Source organism: Stenotrophomonas sp. 2201_Sma, assembly GCF_056486685.1.
Map to the genome: position 1 here is coordinate 4,216,585 of NZ_CM151329.1, position 25,546 is coordinate 4,242,130.

The 25,546-nt window shown below is 68.4% G+C and carries 23 protein-coding genes; 15 read left to right on the forward strand and 8 right to left on the reverse strand.

Translation table 11 applies throughout. The features are described from left to right. Positions 1–32: 32 nt before the first annotated feature. The 4 genes from ACZLIF_RS19365 to ACZLIF_RS19380 form a co-directional block, all read right to left on the reverse strand. Positions 33–1,208 carry a hypothetical protein gene (locus ACZLIF_RS19365; RefSeq protein WP_478462205.1) on the reverse strand — a complete coding sequence of 392 codons (1,176 nt, stop codon included), beginning with the start codon at positions 1,206–1,208 and terminating at the stop codon, positions 33–35. A 266-nt stretch (positions 1,209–1,474) separates the two neighbouring features. Beyond that, complete coding sequence (locus ACZLIF_RS19370) at positions 1,475–2,026, reverse strand: HdeD family acid-resistance protein (RefSeq protein WP_053518003.1); 552 nt, start codon at positions 2,024–2,026, stop codon at positions 1,475–1,477. Positions 2,027–2,084: 58 nt separating this feature from the next. After that, positions 2,085–2,780: a ComF family protein gene (locus tag ACZLIF_RS19375; RefSeq protein WP_128988386.1), complete on the reverse strand. Its 696-nt coding sequence runs from the start codon at positions 2,778–2,780 to the stop codon at positions 2,085–2,087. 183 nt (positions 2,781–2,963) lie between these two features. Next, on the reverse strand, positions 2,964–4,304 hold the full coding sequence (locus ACZLIF_RS19380) for a chloride channel protein (protein ID WP_128988388.1): 1,341 nt from the start codon (positions 4,302–4,304) through the stop codon (positions 2,964–2,966). Positions 4,305–4,507: 203 nt separating this feature from the next. Here ACZLIF_RS19380 and bioB point away from each other — a divergent pair, with 203 nt between their 5' ends. The 5 genes from bioB to bioC all read left to right on the forward strand — a co-directional run bounded on the left by bioB (position 4,508) and on the right by bioC (position 9,345). Continuing rightward, entirely contained in the window at positions 4,508–5,551 is a 1,044-nt protein-coding gene (gene bioB, locus ACZLIF_RS19385) for a biotin synthase BioB (protein WP_128988390.1), read from the forward strand. A 67-nt stretch (positions 5,552–5,618) separates the two neighbouring features. Further along, entirely contained in the window at positions 5,619–6,842 is a 1,224-nt protein-coding gene (gene bioF / locus ACZLIF_RS19390) for an 8-amino-7-oxononanoate synthase (RefSeq protein WP_128988392.1), read from the forward strand. A gap of 18 nt (positions 6,843–6,860) precedes the next feature. Beyond that, complete coding sequence (bioH, locus tag ACZLIF_RS19395) at positions 6,861–7,640, forward strand: pimeloyl-ACP methyl ester esterase BioH (RefSeq protein ID WP_065181465.1); 780 nt, start codon at positions 6,861–6,863, stop codon at positions 7,638–7,640. 29 nt (positions 7,641–7,669) lie between these two features. Next, a complete protein-coding gene (locus ACZLIF_RS19400) occupies positions 7,670–8,449 on the forward strand; it encodes an SDR family oxidoreductase (RefSeq protein WP_128988394.1) in 780 nt (259 codons plus the stop codon). Positions 8,450–8,460: 11 nt separating this feature from the next. Then, complete coding sequence (gene bioC / locus ACZLIF_RS19405; RefSeq protein ID WP_053517990.1) at positions 8,461–9,345, forward strand: malonyl-ACP O-methyltransferase BioC; 885 nt, start codon at positions 8,461–8,463, stop codon at positions 9,343–9,345. A gap of 166 nt (positions 9,346–9,511) precedes the next feature. Here the strand turns inward: bioC and ACZLIF_RS19410 are convergent, their stop codons facing one another. Both ACZLIF_RS19410 and ACZLIF_RS19415 read right to left on the reverse strand, forming a co-directional pair. Further along, positions 9,512–10,144 carry a YdcF family protein gene (locus ACZLIF_RS19410; RefSeq protein ID WP_111187213.1) on the reverse strand — a complete coding sequence of 211 codons (633 nt, stop codon included), beginning with the start codon at positions 10,142–10,144 and terminating at the stop codon, positions 9,512–9,514. Continuing rightward, complete coding sequence (locus tag ACZLIF_RS19415; RefSeq protein WP_128988396.1) at positions 10,141–11,103, reverse strand: pyridoxal-phosphate dependent enzyme; 963 nt, start codon at positions 11,101–11,103, stop codon at positions 10,141–10,143. Before ACZLIF_RS19415 ends, ACZLIF_RS19410 begins: the two co-directional genes overlap by 4 nt. Positions 11,104–11,259: 156 nt before the next feature. Here ACZLIF_RS19415 and ACZLIF_RS19420 point away from each other — a divergent pair, with 156 nt between their 5' ends. The 9 genes from ACZLIF_RS19420 to ACZLIF_RS19460 all read left to right on the forward strand — a co-directional run bounded on the left by ACZLIF_RS19420 (position 11,260) and on the right by ACZLIF_RS19460 (position 21,576). After that, on the forward strand, positions 11,260–11,736 hold the full coding sequence (locus tag ACZLIF_RS19420; protein WP_053517985.1) for a hypothetical protein: 477 nt from the start codon (positions 11,260–11,262) through the stop codon (positions 11,734–11,736). Positions 11,737–12,226: 490 nt separating this feature from the next. Further along, the gene (gene mnmG, locus ACZLIF_RS19425) at positions 12,227–14,116 is read left to right on the forward strand and encodes a tRNA uridine-5-carboxymethylaminomethyl(34) synthesis enzyme MnmG (RefSeq protein ID WP_065181463.1); all 1,890 of its coding nucleotides are present in this window, start codon (positions 12,227–12,229) and stop codon (positions 14,114–14,116) included. Positions 14,117–14,206: 90 nt separating this feature from the next. Then, complete coding sequence (locus ACZLIF_RS19430) at positions 14,207–14,737, forward strand: gamma carbonic anhydrase family protein (RefSeq protein WP_053517982.1); 531 nt, start codon at positions 14,207–14,209, stop codon at positions 14,735–14,737. 122 nt (positions 14,738–14,859) lie between these two features. Beyond that, entirely contained in the window at positions 14,860–15,549 is a 690-nt protein-coding gene (locus ACZLIF_RS19435) for an RDD family protein (protein ID WP_128988398.1), read from the forward strand. Next, entirely contained in the window at positions 15,546–16,538 is a 993-nt protein-coding gene (locus ACZLIF_RS19440) for a stage II sporulation protein M (protein WP_053517980.1), read from the forward strand. The genes ACZLIF_RS19435 and ACZLIF_RS19440 overlap by 4 nt, the downstream gene beginning before the upstream one ends. Then, positions 16,528–18,117, forward strand: a complete 1,590-nt coding sequence (locus ACZLIF_RS19445) for a DUF4129 domain-containing protein (protein WP_065181462.1) — start codon at positions 16,528–16,530, stop codon at positions 18,115–18,117. Before ACZLIF_RS19440 ends, ACZLIF_RS19445 begins: the two co-directional genes overlap by 11 nt. After that, positions 18,114–19,298 (forward strand): DUF4350 domain-containing protein, encoded by a 1,185-nt coding sequence (locus ACZLIF_RS19450; protein WP_128988400.1) that lies wholly within the window; start codon positions 18,114–18,116, stop codon positions 19,296–19,298. Before ACZLIF_RS19445 ends, ACZLIF_RS19450 begins: the two co-directional genes overlap by 4 nt. Beyond that, the gene (locus ACZLIF_RS19455) at positions 19,295–20,281 is read left to right on the forward strand and encodes an AAA family ATPase (RefSeq protein ID WP_053517976.1); all 987 of its coding nucleotides are present in this window, start codon (positions 19,295–19,297) and stop codon (positions 20,279–20,281) included. Before ACZLIF_RS19450 ends, ACZLIF_RS19455 begins: the two co-directional genes overlap by 4 nt. After that, positions 20,278–21,576 carry a DUF58 domain-containing protein gene (locus ACZLIF_RS19460; RefSeq protein ID WP_478462208.1) on the forward strand — a complete coding sequence of 433 codons (1,299 nt, stop codon included), beginning with the start codon at positions 20,278–20,280 and terminating at the stop codon, positions 21,574–21,576. Before ACZLIF_RS19455 ends, ACZLIF_RS19460 begins: the two co-directional genes overlap by 4 nt. A 92-nt stretch (positions 21,577–21,668) precedes the next feature. Here the strand turns inward: ACZLIF_RS19460 and ACZLIF_RS19465 are convergent, their stop codons facing one another. Both ACZLIF_RS19465 and ACZLIF_RS19470 read right to left on the reverse strand, forming a co-directional pair. Beyond that, positions 21,669–22,847 (reverse strand): glutathionylspermidine synthase family protein, encoded by a 1,179-nt coding sequence (locus tag ACZLIF_RS19465; protein WP_128988403.1) that lies wholly within the window; start codon positions 22,845–22,847, stop codon positions 21,669–21,671. A 7-nt stretch (positions 22,848–22,854) separates the two neighbouring features. After that, entirely contained in the window at positions 22,855–23,427 is a 573-nt protein-coding gene (locus ACZLIF_RS19470) for a DUF1190 domain-containing protein (protein WP_053517972.1), read from the reverse strand. 234 nt (positions 23,428–23,661) lie between these two features. Between ACZLIF_RS19470 and ilvD the strand changes: the two genes are divergently transcribed. Beyond that, positions 23,662–25,500 (forward strand): dihydroxy-acid dehydratase, encoded by a 1,839-nt coding sequence (gene ilvD / locus ACZLIF_RS19475; RefSeq protein WP_128988405.1) that lies wholly within the window; start codon positions 23,662–23,664, stop codon positions 25,498–25,500. Positions 25,501–25,546 lie beyond the last annotated feature (46 nt).

Sequence of the window (25,546 nt, forward strand, 5' to 3'; positions counted from 1 at the left end):
ATCAGGACGCCTGGACCCGCAACGCTGCCGATTCAGGTCGTCCGCTGATTGTCCCTGCCCAGCTGATAGCGATCCCGCAGCAGCGCGACCGCCTCCATCAGCCCGTGCCTGATCATGTGAGCGGCCACCGTCTCGTCGTCCACAGCCGATGCATGCCTCTCCTGTGGAGGCCCCGCATCCTCGACATCCGCCAGCACCACCCTCAGCTCGCCGGTGTCCATCCGCTGCCTGGCACGGAACTGTACCGGCACCGAGTGCTCGAGTTGCCTGACCAGAACGTGGCAAGGTACCGCTGCGCCGTCGATGATCTCCTCGGCTTCGTAGTAGATCGCATGGGTACCGAAGGTCGAGGCGCCACCAACCTGCAGCCGGTCCATCGCCGTTCGCTGCAGGAAACGCGAGAACTGCTCCAATGCGGTCGCGAGCTTGGCAGGAAACTCCGCATGGACGCACGCGATCTGCTCCGCGCTGCGAAGCAGCCGCTGCGGTCCCTGCTGCTGGTGAAGTCGGTCATGCGTCAGACGGGTGCGCTTGCACGGATCCGTGTGCAACCACTCCGGGGCCACCACCTCGCAAATGCGATGCGTCGGGGTCAGGAAGCGATAGCCCTGCCGCCATCTGACCATGACCCTGCTTCGATCCGGATCGATATCATCGGCAACGTGCTGCACGATATGCGGCGGCACACGACAGAAAAGATCCGCACCTGCGCTGATCAGGCAGTCGATACGTGCACGCTGGGTCAGCAGAACCCTGCAGCGGTAGTGGGCGCAGACCAGGACCCGGCAATGAACGTCCCCGGTGAACGCGTGCTGGCCCGCGGGCAGAAGCGCCAGGCCGATCCGCGCAGGTCCCTCGACGACCAGGCAGGACCGCCAGGGTTCGTACGCGTCATCCGTGGTCACGGTTCCGGTCGGCGCAGGAAAGGCCAGGACATCCGTCTCCAGGCCCTGTCCGCAGATCCAACCATCAACGCGCAGCTGCGGGCATCCGGGAAGCGTGCGCTGCAGGGTCAGGTGTGACGTCACCACCGGCGCATCGGCCACCAGGAACACGGCATGCGTGGCCTCGTCCTCGGGATCCGGGTAATCCAAGGCCTGGTCGAGCAGATCAAAGTCCTCGCGGTTGGCCTTGCGCCGGATCTGTGCCAGGTGTGCCTGGGCCTGGGCGAGATTCACAACGCGCCACGAGATGCCCTGCCACGTCACCAACGGCACGGGTGGCGGCCGCTGTGCTCGTTCCCGCCGAAGTTCCAGAGCATGATGATGCCGCTGCAGCGCCGCCTCTGCATCGCGGCTGTCCTGCTGGCGTTGTTCGCGCTGCTGCTCACGCCATCGCTGTCGTGCGTCCTTGCCTGACATCATTTCACTTGCCCTTTGACCATCCAGATCGACTCCTTGTCGGCACAATCAAACGTGCCGCACTGCAGGAACAGGATGGCACAGGGCTGCACAGTCTGCAGCCGTGACCGGCCTCACTTCAGCTTTCTCAGCTTGAATGCCACCAGCACCTGCAGCAGCCCATACAGCAGGCTGCCAATGCCGATCCACAGCGTGGTCACGGCCACGCCCGCGTAGGGATTGGCCGCAAACAGCAGGCCCAGCACCACCGCCAGCACACCACTGAGTATCAGCAACCACTCGCCCTGGATCTGCCTGCGCACGCGGATTGCGTACACGATGCGATAGATGCCGGCCACCAGCAGCCACGCCGCCAGGAACAGCACCAGCACACTGGCGGTGGCGAGCGGATTGATCACCGCCAGAATGCCGAAACCGAGCGAGGCGATGGCATACAGCGCCAGCCAGCCACGCGAGGCACCGCTGCCACCGCTGATCAGCGCGAACAGGCTGATGACACCTTCGATGATGGCCATCACGCCCAGCGTCCAGGCCAGGGCCGTCGCCGCCGACAGCGGCCAGCCGATCGCGATGATGCCGAAGCCGAGTGCGACCAGGCCATACAGCAGCAGGATCCACCAGCTGCGACCGACCGCCGACAACAGGGGAGACAAGGGGGAATTCATGACCACTCCTTCGATCCGGAATCGGCTTCATCCTAGCCCCTGGCGATGAAGAGGGCGATCACGGAACCCGTGCGCAGACCCACACACGCACCTCTGCGGCACCCACGCAGCGCAGTGTCTCAGCGATTTCCATCACGGTGCTGCCGGTGGTCATCACATCATCGACCACGGTCAGCCGCGGCGGCACCGGCGCATGTGCATCGAAGGCGTCGAACAGGTTGTCCCTGCGCTGTTCGGCCGTGCGTTCGGATTGTGGTGCCGTATGCCGACGACGGTACAGGCCCTGCCAGACCGGCATCGGCAGCAACCGGCATAGTTCGGCGGCCTGGTTGTAACCACGCAGGCGCAGGCGCCGATCATGCAATGGCACCGGCACCAGCGGCGCGCACGACCAAGGGGGCGGCGCGCGCTGCATCAGCTGCGCGAGCAGGCGTCCGGCCGCCAGGTCCTGATGGAACTTGTAGCGCACCAGCAGATGGTCCACCGGCGGCAGGTACAGCAGGCTTGCGTGCGTGGCCAGCTGCGGTGGTGCCTCCTCGCGGCAGCTGCCGCAGACGATCAGGGCCGCATCCGGCAGCGGCAGCGCGCAGCGCAGGCAGGCGCGACCCGACCACGGCAGTCCGGCGTAGCAGGCCGAACAGAGATCCAGCTCGTCGTGACCCGGGTCATTGCAGACCAGGCAGCGTAGTGGAATTAGCAGGCGCAGCAGCCGTTGCAACGGGGCCCCAGCGACGATGCGGTGGACGATGCGCATGCGGCAGGCTCGCGCATGGCAGGCAGCGACGCCATCGGCGGAAGGACCAGACATGGGTCGGTGAAATGCCCGTCATCGTGTGCCGACGGGCATGACCGGCCATGCCTCCTGCTGCATGGCCTGCCAGAGTGGCTGCTGGTCGCCTCTTCCAGGCAGCATCTGCCGGGCACGTACGCCGATCACCTACTTTCGACCGGGATCGACGGACGTGGCATCGGCCGATGGGCCAGGCACCATCAGCAGCTCGGCCAGACCACGATAGATGGGCACCCGGCACACCAGACCGGATACCCCGCGGGCAATCAATACCGTGGCCAGAATCGGCAGCAGCAGGTCACCGCTGTCCGTCAGTTCCAGCGAGATCACGGCAGAGGTCAGAGGGGCCTGGGTGACGCCGGTCAGGTACGCACACATGCCGAGCAGCACGAACGCGCGTGGATCCACGCCGGGCATCAGCACCGCCAGGTTGTGGCCCAACCCGGCACCGACCGCCAGCGCGGGCGAGAACAGGCCCCCGGGGATACCGGCCACATAGGAGGCCAGATTGGCCAGCAGCTTCATCAGCCCGAACTCATGACCCACCAGCGCGTGGCCCTGCACCAGGCTGCGCGCCTGTTCGTAGCCGGTGCCGAACGCACCTTCACCAAACAGCATCGCCAGCGCCACCACCACCAGGCCGCAGCCGGCGGCCAACAGCACGGGATGGCGCTGGCGCAGTTGCCCCAGCCAGCGCGGACGGCCTGCCGCGCTCGCCAGTACGGCGCGCGCGAACAGCCCTCCCAGCAATCCTGCCACCACACCGCACAGCAGGATCGCCAGCCAGCCCTGGCCCAGCGGAAGCCGCGCCGAAACATGGCCGAAGTAGGTGTAGTTACCCAGCAGACCCAGCGATACCACACCACCGACGATCACCGCCGTCAGCAGCGTGCCGGAGAACCGGTGCTCGAAGCGGCCACTGAGTTCCTCGATGGCGAACACGATGCCTGCCAGCGGCGTATTGAAGGCTGCCGCAATGCCGGCGGCGCCGCCCGCCAGCAGGAAGTGCGACAGCTCACGCGGGTCCTTGAAACCAAACCAACGACCGAACAGGTACATCAGGCTTGCACCCACGTGCACGGTCGGACCTTCGCGGCCGACCGAGGCACCGCCCAACAACGACAGTGACGTCAGCAGCAGCTTGCCGGCCGATACCGCCGGTGAAAGATTCGTGTCGCGGAACGATGCATCCGGCTTGTCCAGCGCAGCGATGACCTGGGGAATGCCGCTGCCGCGGGTAGGCTTCAGTACGCCGCTGGTCAGCCATGCCAGCAGCGCGAAGATGCCTGGCGTCAGCAGCAGCGCCCACCACGGCGAATGCGTGGTGATGCGCTGGAAAAGATGGAACGCCGCGTCGCTGGCCTTGGCGAACAGGATGGCCACCAGCGCCACGGCCACGGCACCGCCCCAGAGTGCGGCGCGGCGGCGCCAGGCCTCACTGAGGACCAGCGCGCTGATGCGGCCGCGAAGGCGATGGAGATCGGTCATGGGACAGAGTCTGCGCGCCAGCGCTTCCGTTGGGCAGTGGCTACTGTGGCCGGCTGCCTTGCACGAAGCGGTGAAACGCCGCCCATCCGCTCCAGTCTGATCAGCGGGCTGCACTGTAAACCCTAAATCAATGTATTTGGTTGACAGCCGCTTCAGCTCTGCCCACACTGCCGCCCTCGCTCCACTCGTACCCGGGTCCCGCCATGGCCACTGCCGTCCGCCACGACTGGCAACACGATGAACTGCAGGCGCTGTTCGAACTCCCCCTCACCGACCTGTTGTTCCGCGCCGCTGCGGTCCATCGCGAGCACTTCGACCCCGCCCGGGTGCAGGTCTCCACGCTGCTGTCGGTGAAGACCGGCGGCTGCCCGGAGGACTGCGCGTACTGCCCGCAGGCCCAGCGCTACAGCACCGGCGTCAACGCACAGAAGCTGATGGACACCGAAGCGGTGCTGGCCAAGGCGCGCCAGGCCAAGGCTGCCGGTGCGTCGCGCTTCTGCATGGGCGCGGCCTGGCGGTCGCCGAAGGATCGCGACATCCCGAAAGTGGCGGCGATGATCGCCGGGGTGAAGGCACTGGGCCTGGAAACCTGCGCCACGCTGGGCATGCTCAGTGGCGACCAGGCACGGGCACTGAAGGACGCCGGCCTGGACTACTACAACCACAATCTCGACACCGCGCCGGACTACTACGACTCGGTCATCCATACCCGCCAGTACCAGGACCGCCTGAACACGCTGGAACACGTGCGGGATGCAGGCCTGAAGACCTGCTGCGGCGGCATCGTCGGCATGGGCGAGACGCGGGCGCAGCGCGTGGGACTGCTGCTGGCCCTGGCCACGCTGCCGGCCCATCCGGATTCGGTGCCGATCAACAGACTGGTGCAGGTGGCCGGTACGCCGCTGCACGGCAGTGCAGAACTGGACCCGTTCGAGTTCGTGCGCATGATCGCGGTGGCACGCATCGCCATGCCGCGTTCGATGGTGCGCCTGTCGGCCGGCCGCGAGGCAATGAGCGACGAACTGCAGGCGCTGTGCTTCCTGGCCGGCGCCAACTCCATCTTCTATGGCGACAGGCTGCTGACCACCGGCAACCCGGAAAGCGAGCGCGATCTGGCATTGTTCGCGCGGCTGGGCCTGCAGCCGATGGCGATGCAGGTGGACGCCCAGGGCCACGACCACGGCGGTACCGCACATGCCGATATCGGCAGCGTTGGACCCGGCTGCGGCTGCGCTCACGCAGCCTGAGACGGGGCCCGAGCAGGCGTCGCGGCAACGCGCTACCCTAGCCGCCCCGTCGCCGCCTCCCGCCGCCATGGCCCGCCCCGACCTCACCGCCCGCATCCAGGACCAGCGCGCGCTGCGCGATGCCCAAGGTCGTCGCCGCCCACGGCGCACGGTCACCCGCCGCGATGGCGTCTGCCTGGAAGTGGAAGGCCGCTGGCTGACCGGCTTCTGCAGCAACGACTATCTGGGCCTGGCCCAGCAGTTCAGCGTGGTCAATGCATTGCAGGACGCGGCCGCCCGCGAAGGCGCCGGGGCCGGCGCATCGCACCTGGTCTGCGGTCACCACGCGATGCACGATGCTCTGGAACGCGAAGTGGCCGAGTGGCTGGGCTACCCGCGCGCACTGCTGTTCGGCAGCGGTTTTTCCGCCAACCTGGCGGTGCAGCAGGCGCTGCTGAGCGAAGAGAACGACGTCTGCGTGCAGGACAAGCTCAATCACGCCAGTCTGCTCGATGCCACGCGGCTGGCGGGCGCACGCCTGCGCCGCTATCCGCACCTGGATGCGGAAGGGGCCATGCGCCAGCTCAGGCACGCAGCCGATGGCGCAGCGATGCTGGCCACCGATGGTGTCTTCAGCATGGACGGCGACGTCGCGCCGCTGCGCGCACTGTCACTGGTCGCGCGCCTGCAGCAGGCACTGTTCTATGTGGACGATGCACATGGCGTTGGCGTGGTCGGCGATGGCCGGGGCACGGTGGCGGCCGCCGGTCTGGGCGTGGACGACGTGCCGTTGCAGCTGGTCACCCTGGGCAAGGCGCTGGGCAGTGCCGGCGCGGTGGTGCTGGGCCGCGAAGACCTGATCGAGCATCTGGCCGAAACCGCCCGCCCCTACATCTACACCACCGCGATGCCGCCGGCGCTGGCGGCGGCGGCACTGGAAGCAGTGCGCCTGGCACGCCGCGACAACTGGCGCCGCACCAAGCTGGTCGACCTGATCGCACTGTTCCGCGGCGAAGCGCGCCGCCACGGGCTGGACCTGATGGCATCGGAGACACCGATCCAGCCCCTGCTGTGCGGCGATGACCACACCGCACTGGCGCTGTCCAAGGCGCTGGAGCAGGCGGGATGGCTGGTCGGAGCGATCCGCCCGCCGACCGTTCCGGAGGGCAAGGCGCGCCTGCGCGTCACCCTCTCTGCCCTGCACACGGCAGACCAGGTGCGGGGGCTGGTCGAGGCCATCGCCAGCGCGCGTGATCGCCTCTCGATCACGCCGCGCGAGGCCGCGCCACCGCCGTTGCCGGCCCTGGCCTGAGGTTCGGCTGGTTTCCGCATGCATATCGAAGTCGCCGGCCAGGGGCCGGACCTGGTACTGATCCACGGCTGGGCCCTGCAGGGCGGTGTGTTCGCGCCGCTGGTCCAGCGCCTGGCGCAGCAGTTCACCCTGCACCTGGTCGATCTTCCCGGACACGGCCACAGCCGCGGGGACACCACGCCGTTGCGCCTGCCCTTCGTGGTCAACGCGATCGCCGCCGCCACGCCACCGGCGGTGTGGTGCGGGTGGTCGCTGGGCGGGCTGTTCGCACTGCATGCCGCGGCGACCCTGCCGAAAGTGCGGGGATTGGCGATGATCGCTGCCACGCCGCGTTTCGTGCGCGGCGACGACTGGCCGCATGCGGTGGAGCCGGCCGTGTTCGAGCAGTTCGGCCGTGAGCTGGCCAGCGATTTCGGTGGCACGCTGGAACGATTCCTGGCCCTGGATGTAATGGGTTCGGCACACGCCCGCGAGGAACTTCGCACCCTGCGCCAGCGCCTGGTGGAGCGCGGTGCACCGACCGCACGCGCCCTGCGGGAGGGTCTGCAGCTGCTGGAAAGCACCGACCTGCGCGGCGCCCTGCCGGCACTGGGCAAGCCCAGCCTGTGGATCGCCGGTCAACGCGACAGGCTGGTGCCACCGGCCGCCATACAGGCTGCAGCGGCGCTCGCGCCCGGCGGACAGGCGCTGACCATCGCTCACGGCGGCCACGCCCCCTTCCTCGGCCACGCCGACGAAGTGGCCGCCGTCCTGCAACGCTTCGTTGCCGGCCTGACACCGGCGGATGACGGACAATGACGTTCCTTCGAACTGCGCAGGGCTGACGCATGGATCTGGGTATCAAGGGCCGCTGGGCCCTGGTCTGCGGTGCAAGCAAGGGGCTGGGCCTGGGATGCGCGCGCGCACTGGTGCGCGAAGGCGTGAACGTGGTGATCGTTGCGCGCGGCGAGGCAGCCCTGCAGGCCGCCGCCGAGCATCTGCGCGCACTGCCCGGCGCCGGTGAGGTGCGCGCGGTCGGTGCCGACGTCAGCACCGAAGCCGGACGTGCCGCTGCGCTGGCCGCCTGCCCGCAGGTGGACATCCTGGTCAACAATGCGGGCGGCCCGCCGCCGGGCGATTTCCGCAGCTTCGAGCGTGACGACTGGATCGCTGCACTGGACGCCAACATGCTGGCGCCGATCGCGCTGATCCGCGCCACCGTGGACGCGATGATCGAACGCGGCTTCGGCCGTATCGTCAACATCACCTCGTCGGCGGTGAAGGCACCGATCGATATCCTGGCGTTGTCCAACGGCGCGCGCAGTGGCTTGACCGGCTTCGTCGCCGGCCTGTCGCGGCGCACGGTCGCCCACAACGTCACCCTCAACAATCTGCTGCCTGGCCAGTTCGACACTGATCGCCTGCGCGCCAACTTCGCCCACATCGCGGGCAAGGATGGCGATGCCGGAGAGATCGCCGAGCGCCGCCGCCAGCAGATCCCCGCCGGTCGCTTCGGCACCGCCGACGAATTCGGCGCGTCCTGCGCTTTCCTGTGCAGCGCACAGGCCGGCTACATCACCGGGCAGAACCTGCTGATCGATGGCGGCGCCTACCCCGGTACGTTCTGAGAGATCCTGCAATGCCGTCCCACTTCGATCCCCGCCATGTGCGCCGTGCGTTCTCCCGCGCCGCCAGCAGCTACGACGCCGCCGCTGCCCTGCAGCGCGAAGTGCAGTCACGGCTGGTGGAATCGCTGGACTACCTGGAGGCACGCAGGCCCGAGGTGGTGCTGGACATCGGTGCCGGTACCGGCCATGCCAGCGCACTGATGAAAAAGCGCTGGCCGAAGGCACAGGTGATCGCGCTGGATATCGCCCTGCCGATGCTCGATCAGGCCAGGCGCCAGGCCGGCTGGTGGAAGCCCTTCCAGCGCCTGTGCGCCGATGCGGCGGCGTTGCCGCTGGCCGACAACAGTGTGGATGTGATCTTCAGCAATCTCTGCCTGCAATGGGTGGACGATCTGCCTGCAGTGTTCGCCGGCTTCCGCCGCGTGCTCAAGCCCGGCGGCCTGCTGTTGTGCTCGACTTTCGGGCCGGAAACCCTGATCGAGCTCAACGAAGCGTTCGCTGCTGCCGATGATCGCCCGCACGTCAGCCGTTTCGCGCAGATCGCACAGTTCGGCGACGCGCTGATGATGGCCGGCTTCCGCGACCCCGTGCTGGACCGCGACCTGTTCACCCTGACCTACGAGGATCTGCCCGCCTTGATGCGCGAACTGCGGGCGATGGGCGCGACCAATGCACGGGTGGACCGTCGGCATACGCTGACCGGCCGCGGGCGCTTCGCCGCTGCGGCGGCCGCCTACGAGCCGATGCGCCGTGCCGATGGCACGCTGCCCAGCAGTTGGGAAGTGATCTATGCCCATGCCTGGGCACCGGACCCGGGCGCGCCGATCCGCGAAGGCGGCCACGACGTGGCCTCGGTACCGGTGTCGGCCATTCCGATCCGCCGCAAGCAGACCTGATCGATCGATCACGGGTGATACGCCGACCAAGGTCGGCGACTACCGACTCATGCACGGAATCCCTTCTGGTAGGTGCCGACCTTGGTCGGCACAATGCCTGCGGCATCGCGATCTGGCAGGTTGTGCCGACCAAGGTCGGCACCCACCCAAAGCAGGCGGCAGCCGCTCAGGTATTGGCCGGCGAACTCAGCGGTGGCCGCACCAGATCGCGATGGAAGAAATAGATTTCCTGCAGCAGGAAACGCCAGCTGGTATGGAAGCTGCGGAAGCGGGTGCTCGGCGTCGATGACGCCAGCGCATCGATGCCCAGCGCCCGGCTCAGGCGCAGCGCGCGTGCCATGTGCAGCGGATCGCTGACGATGATCACCCGGTGCAGGTTGCGCTGGTCCATCAGCCGCTTGGCCTCGATCAGATTCTGCACGGTGTTGCGCGAAGCGGTTTCAATCAGGATCGCGTCGTCCGGAACGCCGTGCTTGAGCGCATAGCGCCGCGCCACCTGCGATTCGGAGAAGCGGGCGCCGCTGCCGCCATACCCCCCGGTGAAGATCAGCAGCGGTGCATACCGGGCCTCGTACAGGTCCAGGCCATGACGGATGCGCTCCTCGAAGACCGGCGACGGCTTGGCGTCATAGGCGGCCGCACCGAGCACGATGATCGCATCGGCCTGGGCGGCCTGATCGCGCTCTCCCACCCAGACGATCCATGCGGTCACGCCCAGCAGCCAGATCACCAGCAGCACGAACAGCCGCCACGCCCAACCGAACAGGCCGGTACGCTCGCGGTGCCGGCCGCGGCTCAAGGCATGCCCCAGCGCAGGGCGGGAAGATCGACGTTGCCACCGGACAGCACCAGGCCCACCCGCTGCCCGGCAAACCGTTCCGGCTGGGACAGCACCGCCGCCAGCACCGTCGCCGAAGACGGTTCAACCACCTGCTTGAGCACCTCCCACAGCAGGCGCATCGCAGCCAGAGTGGCGGCGTCGTCGACCACGATGACCTCCGCACCGGCAGCACGCAGCAGCGCGAAGTTGGGCGCACCGATCAGGGTGCGCAGGCCATCGCAGACGGTGTCGGGGGTGAACGCGCCCTGCCGCTCGCCGGCGGCCAGTGAGCGGGCGGTATCGTCGGCACCAGCCGGTTCGGCCAGCACCAGCCGGGTCTGCGGGCCGCCCAGCTGCAGCGCCAGCGCAGTACCGCTGGCCAGGCCGCCACCGCCCACTGGCACCACCAGCACGTCGAACGGCCCGTCGCTGTGCAGCAGTTCCAGCGCAGCGGTGCCCTGCCCTGCCATCACCGCCGGATCGGCATACGGGTGCACCAGGGTTGCACCGGTGTCGGCCTGCACCCTGGCGCAGGTGGCCTCACGCTCGGCAATGGTCGGCGCGCAACGCCAGAGCGTGGCTCCATGGCGCGCGATGTTGGCCAGCTTGGCGGCGACGGCCCCCTCGGGCACCACCACATGGCAGGGAATGCCCCGTGTCCGTGCCGCCAGCGCCAGGGCCGCGCCATGGTTTCCCGATGAATGGGTGACCACACCCTGGGCAGCGTGCTCGTCCGACAGCGACCAGACGGCGTTGCAGGCGCCCCGGAACTTGAACGCGCCGCCCCGCTGCAGGTGCTCGGCCTTGAAGGCCAGGCGTGCGCCGGCAAGCGTGTCGAGGGTGCGCGAGCGCAGCACCGGCGTCACACTTGCGTGCGGCGCGATCCTCGCGGCGGCAGCCAGGACATCTTCGGCACGGGGCAACAGTGAATCGCTCATGACGCAAGATTAACGTATGCCCTCGTGCTGGCGACCCCGGCACAGGTCATGCCAGCATGCAGGCCTTCGCCGCCATTCATCCTGGGTGGTGGAATTAAGGGCCGATTCAATGCCCACGCCCGAAGCTGACTGCACACCCGTTCTGGGGGGACCCACATGAAAACGCGCCTGATGCTTGCCGGTGGCCTGTTGCTGGCCCTGACCGGCTGCACCACCTACGACTATGTCGGCGGTGGCCGCAGCGGCAGCTACTACCACGGTGCGCCGTCGGTGGAGTACCGCTACCCCGCCGGCTATCCCTACAACTACGGCCCGTACTACGGAGGCTATGGCGGCTATTACGGCGGCTATGGCTACCCGTACTACTCGCGTCCGATCTATCGTCCACCGCACAATCACCGCCCGCCACCGCGCCCGCCGGGCAATGGCGAGAACCGTCCTCCGCGTCCGCCGCGCGAGAACAATGGCGGCTCACCGTGGCGGAACATGGACTCGATGCGACGCCCGCCGCAGCCGAGCGTGCAGCGCCCGGCACCGCCGGCCCGCCCGGCGCCGGCACCGAGTGCGCCCAGGATGAACGGTTCCCCCTGGCGCAACATGGATCGTGCGACGCAGCGCACACTTGAGCGCTGAACCGTCTTGCATTTCACACGGTCCAAGCGGCAATCTAAAGCGGTTGTGACGGCCCGCGTCACAAAGTGACAAGAAGCGGTATGGGCCGTCGCGGAAAGCTCTACGTCGATATCCGACAGGAACATCTGGATCCCCCCTGTTCCGGCCCTGTCGGATGTCGGCACCTCTGAAGACAGACGGCCCCGCAATGCGGGGCCGTCTGTTTTTGCGGATGCCTTCCGCGAAGAAAAACAGGGCCGGACAGTCCCCCGACTGCCGGCCCTCTGCTCCCCCATCGTGCGCCTGTACCGGCCCCTGTTCCAATTCCGGTCACGGGCGCCTTCGGCGCCAGCCACGATGGGTGCTATTGGGTTATCTGCAAAAATCCTGCCAACTTTAGGGTCAATTTCGTCCGGCCCTGGCTTCTCCGGGCGTCGCCCTGCCGAATGGCGCTAAAATCGCCACCCCGGCACCGCCTCCGGCCGCGCCCGCCCCCATCGACTCCGCCCCCATGACCCACTCCTTCCATCGTTACGACGTCATCGTCATCGGCGGTGGCCACGCCGGCACCGAGGCCGCGCTGGCCGCGGCCCGCACCGGCGTGCGCACCCTCCTGCTGACCCACAACATCGAAACGGTGGGCGCGATGAGCTGCAATCCGGCCATCGGCGGTATCGGCAAGGGCCATCTGGTCAAGGAGATCGACGCGCTTGGCGGGGCGATGGCGCATGCCGCCGACCGCGCCGGCATCCAGTGGCGCACGCTCAATGCCTCCAAGGGTCCGGCGGTGCGCGCCACCCGCTGCCAGGCCGACCGCAACCTGTACCGCATGGCGATCCGCGCCCTCGTCGAGGGCCAGGCCAACCTGACCGTGTTCCAGGCGGCCGTCGATGATCTGGTCATCGAGGGCGACGCCGTGCGCGGCGTCATCACCCAGACCGGCCTGCGCTTCGATGCGGAGGCGGTGGTGCTGACCGCCGGCACCTTCCTGGCCGGCAAGATCCACGTCGGTCCGACCCAGTACGCCGCCGGCCGCATGGGCGATCCGCCGGCCACCACGCTGGCCGCACGCCTGCGCGAGCGCCCGTTCCAGGTCGACCGCCTGAAGACCGGCACGCCACCGCGCATCGACGGCCGCTCGCTGGATTACAGCGTGATGGACGAGCAGCCCGGTGATACGCCGCGGCCGGTGATGTCCTTCCTCGGCTCGGTGGACGAACATCCGCAGCAGGTCAGCTGCTGGATCACCCATACCACCGAGCAGACCCACCAGATCATCCGTGACGCCCTGCACCGCTCGCCGCTGTACAGCGGCCAGATCGAAGGCATCGGCCCGCGTTACTGCCCCTCCATCGAGGACAAGGTGGTGCGCTTCGCCGAAAAGGCCAGCCACCAGATCTTCGTCGAGCCTGAGGGGCTGGGCATCGTCGAGATCTATCCCAACGGCATCTCCACCTCGCTGCCGTTCGACGTGCAGCTGGAGATGGTGCGCAGCATCCGGGGCTTCCAGAACGCGCACATCACCCGCCCCGGCTACGCCATCGAGTACGACTTCTTCGATCCGCGCGGGTTGAAGGCTTCGCTGGAAACCAAGCTGGTCAACGGCCTGTTCTTCGCTGGCCAGATCAACGGCACCACCGGTTATGAAGAGGCGGCCGCGCAGGGCCTGCTGGCCGGCCTCAATGCGGCCCGCCAGGTGCGCGGCCTGGATGGCTGGTGCCCGCGCCGCGACGAAGCGTATCTGGGCGTGCTGGTGGATGATCTGATCACCCACGGCACCAACGAGCCGTACCGCATGTTCACCAGCCGCGCCGAGTACCGGCTGCAGCTGCGCGAGGACAACGCCGACCAGCGCCTGACTCCGGTTGGCCGCGACATGGGACTGGTCGATGATCGGCGCTGGATGACGTTCGAGGCCAAGCAGGCTGCCGTAGCCGCCGAACGTGCGCGGCTCGGTGCGCTGTGGGCGACCCCGGCCAATGCCCTGGGGCGCGAAGTGCAGGACACGCTGGGGGTGACCGTCAGCCGCGAAACCAATGTGCTCGACCTGATCAAGCGCCCCGAGCTGGATTACGCGCAGCTGATGCAGGTGCCCTCGCTCGGCCCGGCAGTGGCCGATGGCAAGGTGGCCGAGCAGGTCGAGATCGGCGTGAAGTACGCCGGCTACCTGGACCGCCAGCGCGACGAGATCGCGCGCCAGCAGCGGCACGAAGCCACGCCGATCGCTGAAGGCTTCGACTACGCCAGCGTGCGTGGCCTGTCGGCCGAAGTGCTGCAGAAGCTGGAACGTGTGCGTCCGCAGACCATTGGCCAGGCGCAGCGCATCCCCGGCATGACGCCGGCCGCGATCTCGCTGCTGCTGGTGCACCTGGAGCGTGCACGGCGCGGACGCGTGGCGTAACGCAGCATCGACGGTGGCGCCGGGCCATGCCCGGCGAGCGCAGCGGCCCGCGTATCATCGTCGCGATCGCCCTGATTTCCGGAGACACCGATGACCCCGCTGCGCCCTTTCCGCGACAAGATGCCGGTGCTCGGCGCACGCGTATACGTCGACCCGGCGTGTACCCTCATTGGTGACGTGGAGCTTGCCGACGATGTTTCGATCTGGCCGGGTACCGTCATCCGTGGCGACGTCAATTTCGTCCGCATCGGCGCCCGCACCAACGTGCAGGACGGCACCATCATCCACGTCAGCCATCACAGCCCGTACAACAAGGCCGGCCATCCGACCCTGATCGGCGAAGGCGTGACAGTCGGCCACGGCTGCATCATCCATGCCTGCAGCATCGGTGATTACAGCCTGATCGGAATGGGCGCCTGCATCCTCGATGGCGCGCGCGTGGAGCGCCACGGCTTCGTCGGTGCTGGTGCAGTGGTGGGCCCGGGCAAGGTGGTCGGCGAAGGCGAACTCTGGCTGGGCAATCCCGCCCGGCCGGCGCGCATGCTGAGCGACAGGGAGATCGAGTCGCTGCATTACTCGGCCGACCACTACGTTCGGCTGAAGGACGAATACCTGGGCTGAGGCCCTCGACTGCCGGCGCGCTCTGCTAAAGTCTGGGCCCGACCAGGAACTGTCGAGACCCCCATGCCTGTGGTTGCCAGCCGGAGAGGACTCCAGCGCCCACAACGAAGGCCGTCGCTCTGATGGCCGCACCGATGCTCGACACCTACCGCGAGGTGGTGACGCCGGAAGGCGTGCCGCTGCAGCTGCCGGCCGCCGGTCCGGTGCCACGTGCGCTGGCCTGGCTGGTCGATCTGGCCATTCGTTTCGCGATTCTTGCCGCGCTGTCGATCCCGCTGGCACTGTTGAAGGAATTCGGCAGCGGCCTCTACCTGGCCCTGATGTTCCTGGTGTACTGGGCGTATCCGATCGTCTGCGAGGCGCTGTGGGGCCGCACCCCGGGCAAGCGCGCGCTGGGCCTGCGCGTGCTGGCCCGTGATGGCGCGCCGGTGGGCTGGATGGCGGCGATCACCCGCAACCTGCTGCGGACCGTCGACATGCTGCCGTTCGCTTACGCGCTGGGCCTGCTCAGCAGCCTGTTCGACGCGCACGGCCGCCGCCTGGGCGATCTGGTCGCCGGCACCGTGGTGGTGCACGCGCCGGCGCTGTACCTGCCGCCGCCGGCCACCATCGACAGCGTGCTGGCGCCGCCGCAGCCGCTGCGGCCGGAGGAACAGGCGGCGCTGCTGGCCTTCGCCGAGCGTGCCCCGCGGCTGGCACCGCTCCGCCAGCAGGAACTGGCCGCCATCGCCGAACCATTGACCGGCACCCATGGCCAGGTCGGCGTGCTGCGCCTGTATGCGATGGCCAACTGGTTGCTGGGACGGCGATGAAGCAGGAACAGTTCGTCGCCCGCCATCAGCAGGAATGGCTGGACCTGGAGCAGTGGCTGCTGCTGCGTGCCGGCGCCTCCCGCCGTCGCCGCCGCCAGCCCGCGGCCACCACGCTGGACGACACTGCGTTTCCACAGCGTTACCGGCGGCTGTGCCAGCAGCTGGCACTGGCCCGTGAGCGGGGCTACAGCCCGCAGTTGGTGCAGCGCCTGCAACAGCTGATGCAGCAGGGCCACAGCGTGCTGTACCGGACGCCTCCCACGCGCTGGCGGCGCGCGCTTGAATTCCTGGTGGCCGATTTCCCGCTGCTGGTGCGCAGCCAGGCACGCAGCATGTGGGCCGCCCTGGCGATGTTCGCGCTGCCGGCGGTGGGCTGCTTCGTGCTGGTGCAGCTGTACCCGGACCTGATCCACCAGGTGATGGACAACCGCCAGATCGCCGAAATGGAACGCATGTACGACCCGGCTGCCGAACGCCTGGGCCGCGACAGCGGTACCGACTGGATGATGTTCGGCCACTACATCATGAACAACATCAGCATCGCCCTGCGCACTTTCGCCAGCGGCCTGCTGGCCGGGCTGGGCACGCTGCTGGTGCTGTTGTTCAACGGCGTCATCATCGGCGCGGTGGCCGGCCACCTGCAGCACATCGGCCATGGTGATCCCTTCTGGCGCTTCGTGGTCGGCCACGGTGCATTCGAGCTCACCGCCATCGTCATCGCAGGCGGCGCCGGTCTGCAGCTGGGCATGAAGCTGCTGGCGCCCGGACGCCGCAGCCGCCTGGACGCACTGGTCGAAGGTGGCCGCATCGGTGCCCGGCTGTGCCTGGGCGTGGCCTTCATGTTGCTGGTCGCGGCTTTCGTGGAGGCGTTCTGGTCGTCCATTGCCGAAGTGCCGGCGTGGGGCAAGTTCAGTGTGGCCGGGGTGCTGTGGGCCGGCGTGCTGCTGTGGTTGTGGCGTGGCGGACGCGGAGGCGGCGATGCGCATTGATCGCCTGGACGTCGTGCTGCGCGCACGCAGCGGCTGGGAAGCGATGGAGCTGGGCAGCGCGCTGACCCGCCGGCATGCGCGTGCGGTGTGGGGCAGCTGGCTGCTGGCCAGCGCACCACTGTTCGTGATCGCCAACGCACTGGGCTGGTGGCTGGACGCATTTGGCCTGGCCTGGCTGCTGATGTGGTGGTGCAAGCCCGTGTTCGAACGCGCGCCGCTGTATGTGCTGTCACGCGGTGTGTTCGGCGAGCCGGTCACCGCCCTGGCCGCCCTGCGGGCACAGCGGCAGTGGGGCAACCGTGGTTTCTGGGGCTACCTGGGCTGGCGTCGCTTCAGCGTGCTGCGCAGCCTGTGCCTGCCGGTCAACCTGCTGGAGGGCAACACCGCCGAACAGCGTGGCCCGCGCCGGCGCGCGGTCGCAGCCGGCGCGGCGGGTCCGGCGCTGGTGCTGACCGTAGCCTGCATGGTGTTCGAGGGCGTACTGGTCGCAGGCGCGATCGGCGCGGTGTTCATGTTCATCCCGTTCGAGCTGCTCTCCGATTCCTGGCGCGCGGCCTGGGACATGATCGGCAAGGACACGCCCGCCTGGGCGAAGCTGGGATTCAATCTGGCCTGCTGGCTGGCCTCCGTGCTGATCGGGCCGTTCTACGTCGGTGCCGGGTTCGGCCTGTACTTGAATCGACGTACACAGATGGAAGCCTGGGACGTGGAGATCGCCCTGCGCCGGCTGCGCGAACGCCTGCTGCCGGTTGCCTCGTCGCTGGCGCTGCTGCTGTGCCTGGCACTGCCGCTCACCTCCATGCCGGTGCACGCGCAGGAGGGTGACGCATCGAGCAACCGCAAGAGCGACGCGCGCCGGGCACCGCAGATCAGCCCCGGCGATACACCCGCCATGATCTTCGGCGACACCCCGGTGGATACCGCGGGCTTCCGCCAAGCCGTGAGCCGCGCCTACGAGGATCCGTTGCAGCGCCCGACCCGCCAGGTCACGCAGTGGAAAGCGATCGAAGAGGCGGAAGAGAAAAAGGACGCACGCAAGGAACTGGAACGCGACGGCAGCAGCCAGAGCCAACGCACGTCGCGCAGCAGCAGCATCGCCTGGCTGGCGCGATTGGCCGAATGGGGCCTGTGGGGCCTGCTCGGTGCCCTCCTTCTGGTGCTGGTGCTGACTGCACGGTTGTGGCTGCCGTGGCTGCGCGGCTCGGGCCGCCGCCGGGCCGCAGCGGCGCCGCACGTGGTCGAGGAACAGGTCGAGCTGCCGGTGGTGCTGCCGCCGGACGTGGCGACCCAGGCTGGTCTGCTGTGGGACCAGGGCCGGCCGCGCCAGGCGCTGGCCCTGTTGTACCGGGCCAGCGTGCGCACGGTCAGCGAGCGTGCCGGCATCGCACTGCCTCCGGGCGCCACCGAATCGCAGTGCCTGCGTGCCTCGCGACGCATGCCCGACAGCGTCGACCGTGAACTGTTCGCGCGGATCGTGCGGATGTGGCAATACGCCGCCTACGGTGGTCACCTGCCCAGCCGCGGCGATTTCGATGCGCTGGCCACGACCCTGCGCCAGCAGTACGGGTGGCAGGCATGAACCCGCGCCTGTTCTGGTCACTGTTGCTGGGGACGCTGCTGCTGCTCGGCGTGCCACTGGCGATCCTGTTCATGCGTACCCATGAGCGGGTCACCGAAACGGTCACGCTGCCGCCGCAGGGCGAGGCCCGTTACAACCCGCTGTACGTACTCGGACAGGCGCTGCGCGCCGATGGCATCGAGGTGCATGCGCGGCCGCGGCTGGACCTGCAGCAGATGGCGCTGGGGCCGCAGGACACGGTGGTGCTGCTGCAGGACAGCAGCGAGCTGCCGACGCCGGCCGCCAGGGCGCTGTTGGCGTGGGTCGACGGCGGTGGCCATCTGCTGCTGCGCACGCCGCCGCCGGCCGAGGACGATGCCGGCAGCACGCAGGGGCCGCTGCTGGATGCACTCGGCGTGGACAGCCTTTACCAGCGCAGCGACTGCCAGCCCTTCCATGTTCAGGACGATCCCGGCCACGTGGAATTCTGCAAGGGCCGGCGCTTCACGCTTGGCTTCGCCGCTGAGGCGCGGACCGAACGCCGGTGGGGCAGCGGGCACGACCTGGTGTTCGCGCGCCTGCGTCACGGCCAGGGCCGGGTGAGCGTGCTGGCGGACATGGATTTCATGCGCAGCGAAGTGGAGTCGCAGGCCGCGCGGATGGCCGCAGCCAAGGGCCAGGCCAGCGACGGCCTGCACGACCGCTCCCACCGCGATCTGACCCGCTACCTGCTCGATCCCAATTACGGCAAGGGCGCCATGTGGCTGGTCTATGCCAGTCGTCCGCCGTCACTGTGGGTGCGCCTGTTCTACCAGGGCTGGCCGCTGTGGGTACCGCTGCTGATGGCACTGCTGGCCTGGCTGTGGGCGCGCTCGCAGCGGTTCGGCAGCCTGTTGCCATCGCCCGTGATCGAGCGCCGCTCGCTGCTGGAACATGTGCGCGCCAGTGGCGAACTGCTGCTGCGCTTCGGCCAGGGCGTGCGCCTGTACCAGGCCGTGCATGCCCTGTTCGTGCATCGCCTGCGCCTGCGCGCGCCACTCGCTGCTGCGCTGGAAGGCGCGCCACGCGAACAGGCCATCGCCGAACTGCTGCAGTGGCCGCGCAGCCGCGTTGCCAGTGCCCTGACTCCGCCTCCGCCGCACGATTCCTCCGCCCTGCGCGAGCGCATCCGCTTGCTGCTCCAGATGAGATCCCTGCTATGACCGAAGTCCCCGAACGTCCGGCGGCCGCCAATGCCCGCCTGATCGAACGCGTCGACGCCATCCGCCAGGCCGTCGGCCACGCCTTCATCGGCCAGGCCGACGTGCTTGACCAGATCCTGGTTGCCCTTCTGGCTGGCGGCCATGTCCTGATCGAAGGCGTGCCCGGACTGGGCAAGACACTGCTGGTGCGCGCACTGGCGCAGGCACTGGAACTGGACTATGGCCGCGTGCAGTTCACGCCGGACCTGATGCCCAGCGATGTCAGCGGCCACGCCGTCTACGATCCGAAGAGCGAGAGCTTCAAGATCCGTCGCGGGCCGGTGTTCACCAACCTGCTGCTGGCCGACGAGATCAACCGTGCACCGGCCAAGACCCAGTCCGCACTGCTGGAAGTGATGCAGGAGGGCCAGGTGACCATCGAAGGCAAGGCGTTCACCCTGGCGCCGCCGTTCATGGCCCTGGCCACGCAGAACCCGCTGGAACAGGAAGGCACCTACCCGCTGCCGGAAGCGCAGCTGGATCGCTTCCTGTTGAAGGTGCTGATCGACTATCCGCAGCTGGAGGACGAGAAACGCATGGTCACGGCCATCACCCGTGGCCGCGCCGCCAGCGATTTCGACCTGAGCCGGGTGCCGCGCGTACTGGGCGCTGGAGAACTGCTGCAGCTGCAGCAGGCCACGGCCGCGATCACCGTCGATGACGAAGTGATCGACTACGCCGTGCGCATCGTCGCTGCCACCCGGCAATGGCCCGGCATCGCCGTGGGCGCCGGACCGCGTGGCAGCATCGCGCTGGTGCGTGCTGCGCGCGCGCAGGCCGTGCTGGCAGGTCGTGACTTCGTCACCCCCGATGACGTGCGCGACATCGCGCGTCCGGCGCTGCGCCACCGCATCGCGCTGGCACCGGAACTGCAGATCGAAGGCCAGGACGCCGACGATGTGCTGGGTGCGCTGCTGGCCAAGGTGGAAGCACCGCGCCGATGAGGCCTGCGCCGCTGCTGCTGGTCCTGCTGCTGGCCTGGGCTGCGCTGGGAGGCGTGGTGCTGGCCGGCGCGTTGCCGCGCTGGAGCTGGGCACTGGTCGCCACGGTGATCGGTACGCTGGCGTTGCTGGACCTGTGGCGGCAGGCCCGGCGACCGTCGCCACAAGTGCAGCGCGAGCTGCCCGAAGCGCTGGCCCTGGGCGTGCGCCGCGAGGTGGGCCTGCGCCTGCAGACCACAGAGCCGATGCGGGTGCAGGTATTCGATCTGGTGCCGGGTGGTTGGCCGCTGGAGTCGCTACCCCAGCGCGTGCAGCTGCGTCCCGGGCATGCCTGCGCGCTGCACTACACCCTGCAGCCGCAGCAGCGCGGACGCTTCCGCTTCGAGGGCGTGCAGCTGCGCATCCGCTCGCCATGGCGCCTGTGGTGGCAGCAGCGCACCCTGCCCCCTCTGCTGGACGTCCGCGTCTATCCGAACTTCGTGCCGCTGACCCGCTTCGCGCTGTTCAGCGCCGATCAGGCCTCACGTCTGGTGGGCGCCCACGTGAAGCGCCGGCGTGGTGAAGGCACTGACTTCCACCAGATGCGCGAGTACCGCGTCGGCGACAGCCTGCGCCAGCTCGACTGGAAGGCCACCGCCCGCGCACGCAAGCTGATCTCCCGCGAGTACCAGGACGAGAAGAACCAGCAGTTGCTGCTGATGCTCGACAGTGGCCGCCGCATGCTGGCCAGCGAAGGCGGACTCTCGCACTTCGACCATGCCTTGAACGCCTCGCTGGTGGTCGCCTATCTGGCGTTGCGGCAGGGCGATGCGGCTGGCCTGTTCGCCGTCGGCGGCGAGCGTCGGTGGGTGCAGCCACAGCGCGGCATGGGCACCGTCGAGCATCTGCTGCGGGCCAGCTACGACCTGCAGCCGCAGCCGGTAGCCACCGATTACCTGGCCGCCGCCACCGAAGTATCCCTGCGCCAGCGACGCCGTGCGCTGGTGATGCTGGTCAGCAACGTGCGCGACGAAGACATCGAGGACCTCCTGGCCGCGGTGCGCCTGCTGCAGCGCCGCCACCTGGTGTGCGTGGCCAGCCTACGCGAGCACGAGCTGGACGGCGCGCTCGAAGGCGAGGTGCATACGCTGGAGGACGCCGCGCAGGCCGGCGCCGCGGCGCTGTACCTGCAGCAGCGCACGAAGGCGCACGAAGCACTGCGCAGCGAGAAGGTGATGGTGCTGGACGTGACCGCCGATGCCCTGCCGGCCGCGCTGGTGGAACGCTACCTGGCCGTGAAGCGCGAAGGCCTGCTCTGACCGGTAGCGCCGGGCCATGCCCGGCGGATCACCGCACACGCCGGGCATGGCCCGGCGCTACCGTCCACTACGTGTGCGGGTGCGCACCGTGCTCAGACGTAGATCCGCGTCGGCGCCTCGTCAACGATCGCGTGCGGTACGAACCGCGCGCTGTCGCGGGTGATCGCGCTGTCGTCCTCGCGGATGCCGATGCCGCAGGCGTGGTCACCGATCACCCAGCTGCCGATCAGCGGATAACCGCCTTCGAAGCGGGTCAGCGGATGCGCGCGCTGGATGATCGCCGGTCCATCGTAGGGGCCATCGCTGCGCTGGGTGCTGCCATCGGCCAGGTGCATTTCGATGTTGGCGCCCTCGCGCGAGAACAGCGGCTTGCGCACCCAGCCGGTGGCCAGCGCGCTGCCGTCGTCGAAGTGCGCCTCCAGCAGGTTCGGGTGGCCGACATTGCGCTGCCACAGCAATGGCAGGATGCCCTTGTTGCTCAGCACCGCCTTCCATGCCGGTTCCAGCAGCTGCACGCCCGAGCCGGGCAGCGCGCGGCCAAACTCCTCGGCCATCAGGTCTTCCAGCGGATACAGCTTGAACAGCGTGCCGATCACCGAATCGTCCAGCGCGGTGAAGCGGCCATCCGCGGACAGGCCGATGTCTTCGATGGCGATGCCCTGCCCGTGCAGGCCTGCCTGCGAAGCACAGTCGCGCAGGTATTCCACCGTGCCCCGGTCCTCTTCCGAACTGCCCACGGCGCTGAAGTACAGCGGTGGCGGCAGGCGGCCGGCGAGCTCGCCGAAACGTTCGACCAGTGCCTCATGGATGGCGTTGAACTGGTCGGCATGCTGCGGCAGGCGGCCGGCGTTGCGCTGGTCCTCCAGCCACTGCCACTGGAAGAAACTGGCCTCGAACAGCGAGGTCGGCGTGTCGTAGTTCAGCTCGTACAGCTTGGCCGGACCGGTACCGTCATAGGCCAGATCGAGCCGGCCGTACAGATGCGGCTGGCGCTGGCGCCAGCTGTCGGCGATCCAGTCGCGGTAATGCGCGGGAATCGCCAGCTGATCCATCAGCCGCTCGCTGGCCACCACGTCGCCGACAAGGTCGAGCGCCATCTGGTGCAGCTCGGCGCTGGGATCTTCGATGTCCTGTTCGATCTGGCGCAGGGTGAAGGCGTAATACGCGCTTTCATCCCAGTACGGCTGGCCGTCGATGGTGTGGAAGCGGAAACCGGCTTCCTCCGCGCGCGCCCGCCAGTGGGCGCGCTCGGCGATACGGATACGCTGCATGGGTCGATCAGCCGCCGTAGCTGCCGCTGGTGCTGCGACGCGCGCTGGTGTTGCCGAAGCCACCCCGGCTGGCGGTAACGGCACGGTTCGGCTCGCTGGTGACCGGTGCCAGGCCAGCCTTGCCGGCGCCGATGCCGCTGGCGGTGTTCAGGCCCCCCGTACCGCCCGGGGCCGAACGCGCCCAACCCGCATTCTTGTCCTGGTAGGCCGGTGCCGACGCCGGCGCCTGCGGGGCCAGGCCACCGCGGTTGCTCAGCATCTGGGACATGAAGAAGCCCATCATCATCGGGCCGATGAACGAGGTACCTGCCGACGTGTGCTGCTGCACGCACTGCTCGGGCTTGTAGTCCTGCTCGCAGGCTTCCTTGGTGGCGTACTTCGGCGCAGCGTCGGCGGCCTGCTTCTGCGCCTCGGCGAACGCGTTGCGGCACGACGACGGATCACCGGTGGCCTCGGTGCAGGCCTCGACCGAAGTGAACAGGCCTTCCTGCACCTTCACCTCCGGCTCCTTCTGGCAGGCGGTGAACAGCAGCGGTGCGGCGCTCATCAGCAGCAGCGCGGTGGTGCGGGAACGTTTCATGGCCTCATGCCTCAAGCAGCGGATCAATACCCCAATGATGCCCGATCCGGGCCAACAACCGGAATCGGCAAAGTCCGAAAGATGAACGGCGTTTCATTTTCGTCAGGCCCGATCCGCCATCGCCGCATCGCCCGGCGGCGCCGCGCAGACGAGCGGTGGTTGCAGCAGCAACCGAAAAAATTGGCGATGATCGTCCGACACCCCATGTCGTACGGCCCGCCCGTTCCGCCAGCCATGCCCGAATACCGCTCCCGCACCTCCACCGCCGGCCGCAACATGGCCGGCGCCCGCGCCCTGTGGCGTGCCACCGGCATGAAGGACGGCGATTTCCACAAGCCGATCATCGCCATCGCCAACTCGTTCACCCAGTTCGTACCGGGCCACGTGCACCTGAAGGACCTCGGCCAGCTGGTCGCGCGCGAGATCGAGAAGGTCGGCGGCGTCGCCAAGGAGTTCAACACGATCGCCGTGGACGACGGTATCGCGATGGGCCACGACGGCATGCTGTATTCACTGCCCAGCCGCGAGATCATCGCCGACGCGGTCGAGTACATGGTCAACGCGCACTGCGCCGATGCGCTGGTGTGCATTTCCAACTGCGACAAGATCACCCCTGGCATGCTGATGGCCGCACTGCGCCTGAACATCCCGGTGGTGTTCGTGTCCGGCGGGCCGATGGAAGCGGGCAAGACCCGGCTGTCCGAGCACAAGCTGGATCTGGTCGATGCGATGGTCATCGCCGCCGACGAGAGCGCCAGCGATGAAAAGGTGGCCGAGTTCGAGCGCAGCGCCTGCCCCACCTGCGGCTCCTGTTCAGGCATGTTCACCGCCAACTCGATGAACTGCCTGACCGAAGCGCTGGGCCTGTCGCTGCCCGGCAACGGCTCGACCCTGGCCACCCATGCCGACCGCGAACAGCTGTTCCTGCGCGCGGGCCGCCTGATCGTCGAACTGTGCCACCGCTGGTACGGCGGCGAGGAAGAAAGCGCGCTGCCGCGAGGCATCGCCACGCAGGCCGCGTTCGCCAATGCGATGACCCTGGACATCGCCATGGGCGGATCGACCAATACCATCCTGCACCTGCTGGCCGCCGCGCAGGAAGCCGAAGTGGACTTCGACCTGACCCACATCGATGCGCTGTCACGGCGCGTGCCGCAGCTGTGCAAGGTGGCGCCGAACACGCCCAGGTACCACATGGAAGACGTGCACCGCGCGGGTGGCGTGTACGGCATCCTGGGCGAACTGGCGCGCGGCGGCCTGTTGGATACCACCGTGCCGACCGTGCACAGCCGCACCCTGGCCGATGCTCTCGAGCGCTGGGATGTGGCGGTCAGCAGCGAATCAAGCGTGCACGACTTCTTCCGTGCCGGCCCGGCCGGCATCCCCACCCAGGTGGCTTTCAGCCAGGCCACGCGCTGGCCCACGCTGGACGTGGACCGCGCCGAAGGCTGCATCCGCAGCGTCGCGCATGCCTACTCGGCAGAAGGCGGACTGGCCGTGCTGCGCGGTAATCTGGCCGAAGACGGTTGCGTGGTGAAGACCGCAGGCGTGGATGAATCCATCCACGTGTTCGAGGGCAGCGCGCGCGTGTTCGAGAGCCAGGACGCGGCCGTGGCCGGCATCCTCGCCGACGAAGTGAAGGCGGGCGACGTGGTGGTCATCCGCTACGAAGGCCCGAAAGGCGGCCCCGGCATGCAGGAGATGCTGTACCCCACCAGCTACCTGAAATCGAAGGGACTGGGCAAGCAGTGCGCGCTGCTGACCGACGGGCGCTTCTCGGGCGGTACGTCCGGGTTGTCGATCGGGCATGCCTCGCCGGAAGCGGCGGCGGGCGGTGCGATCGGGCTGGTACGCGACGGCGACCGCATCCGCATTGATATTCCGGCGCGGCGGATTGATCTGCTGGTGGATGCGGCGACGTTGGATGCGCGCCGTGCCGAGCAGGATGCGTTGGGATGGAAGCCGCGTGAGGCGCGCCCGCGCAAGGTCACCAGCGCGTTGAAGGCCTACGCCCTGCTGGCCACCAGCGCCGACAAGGGCGCCGTACGCAACACCGCGCTGCTGGGCGATTAGGCGCCGCCGGACCGTACCCGGCGGCGTTCCGATCTTATCGGTCATG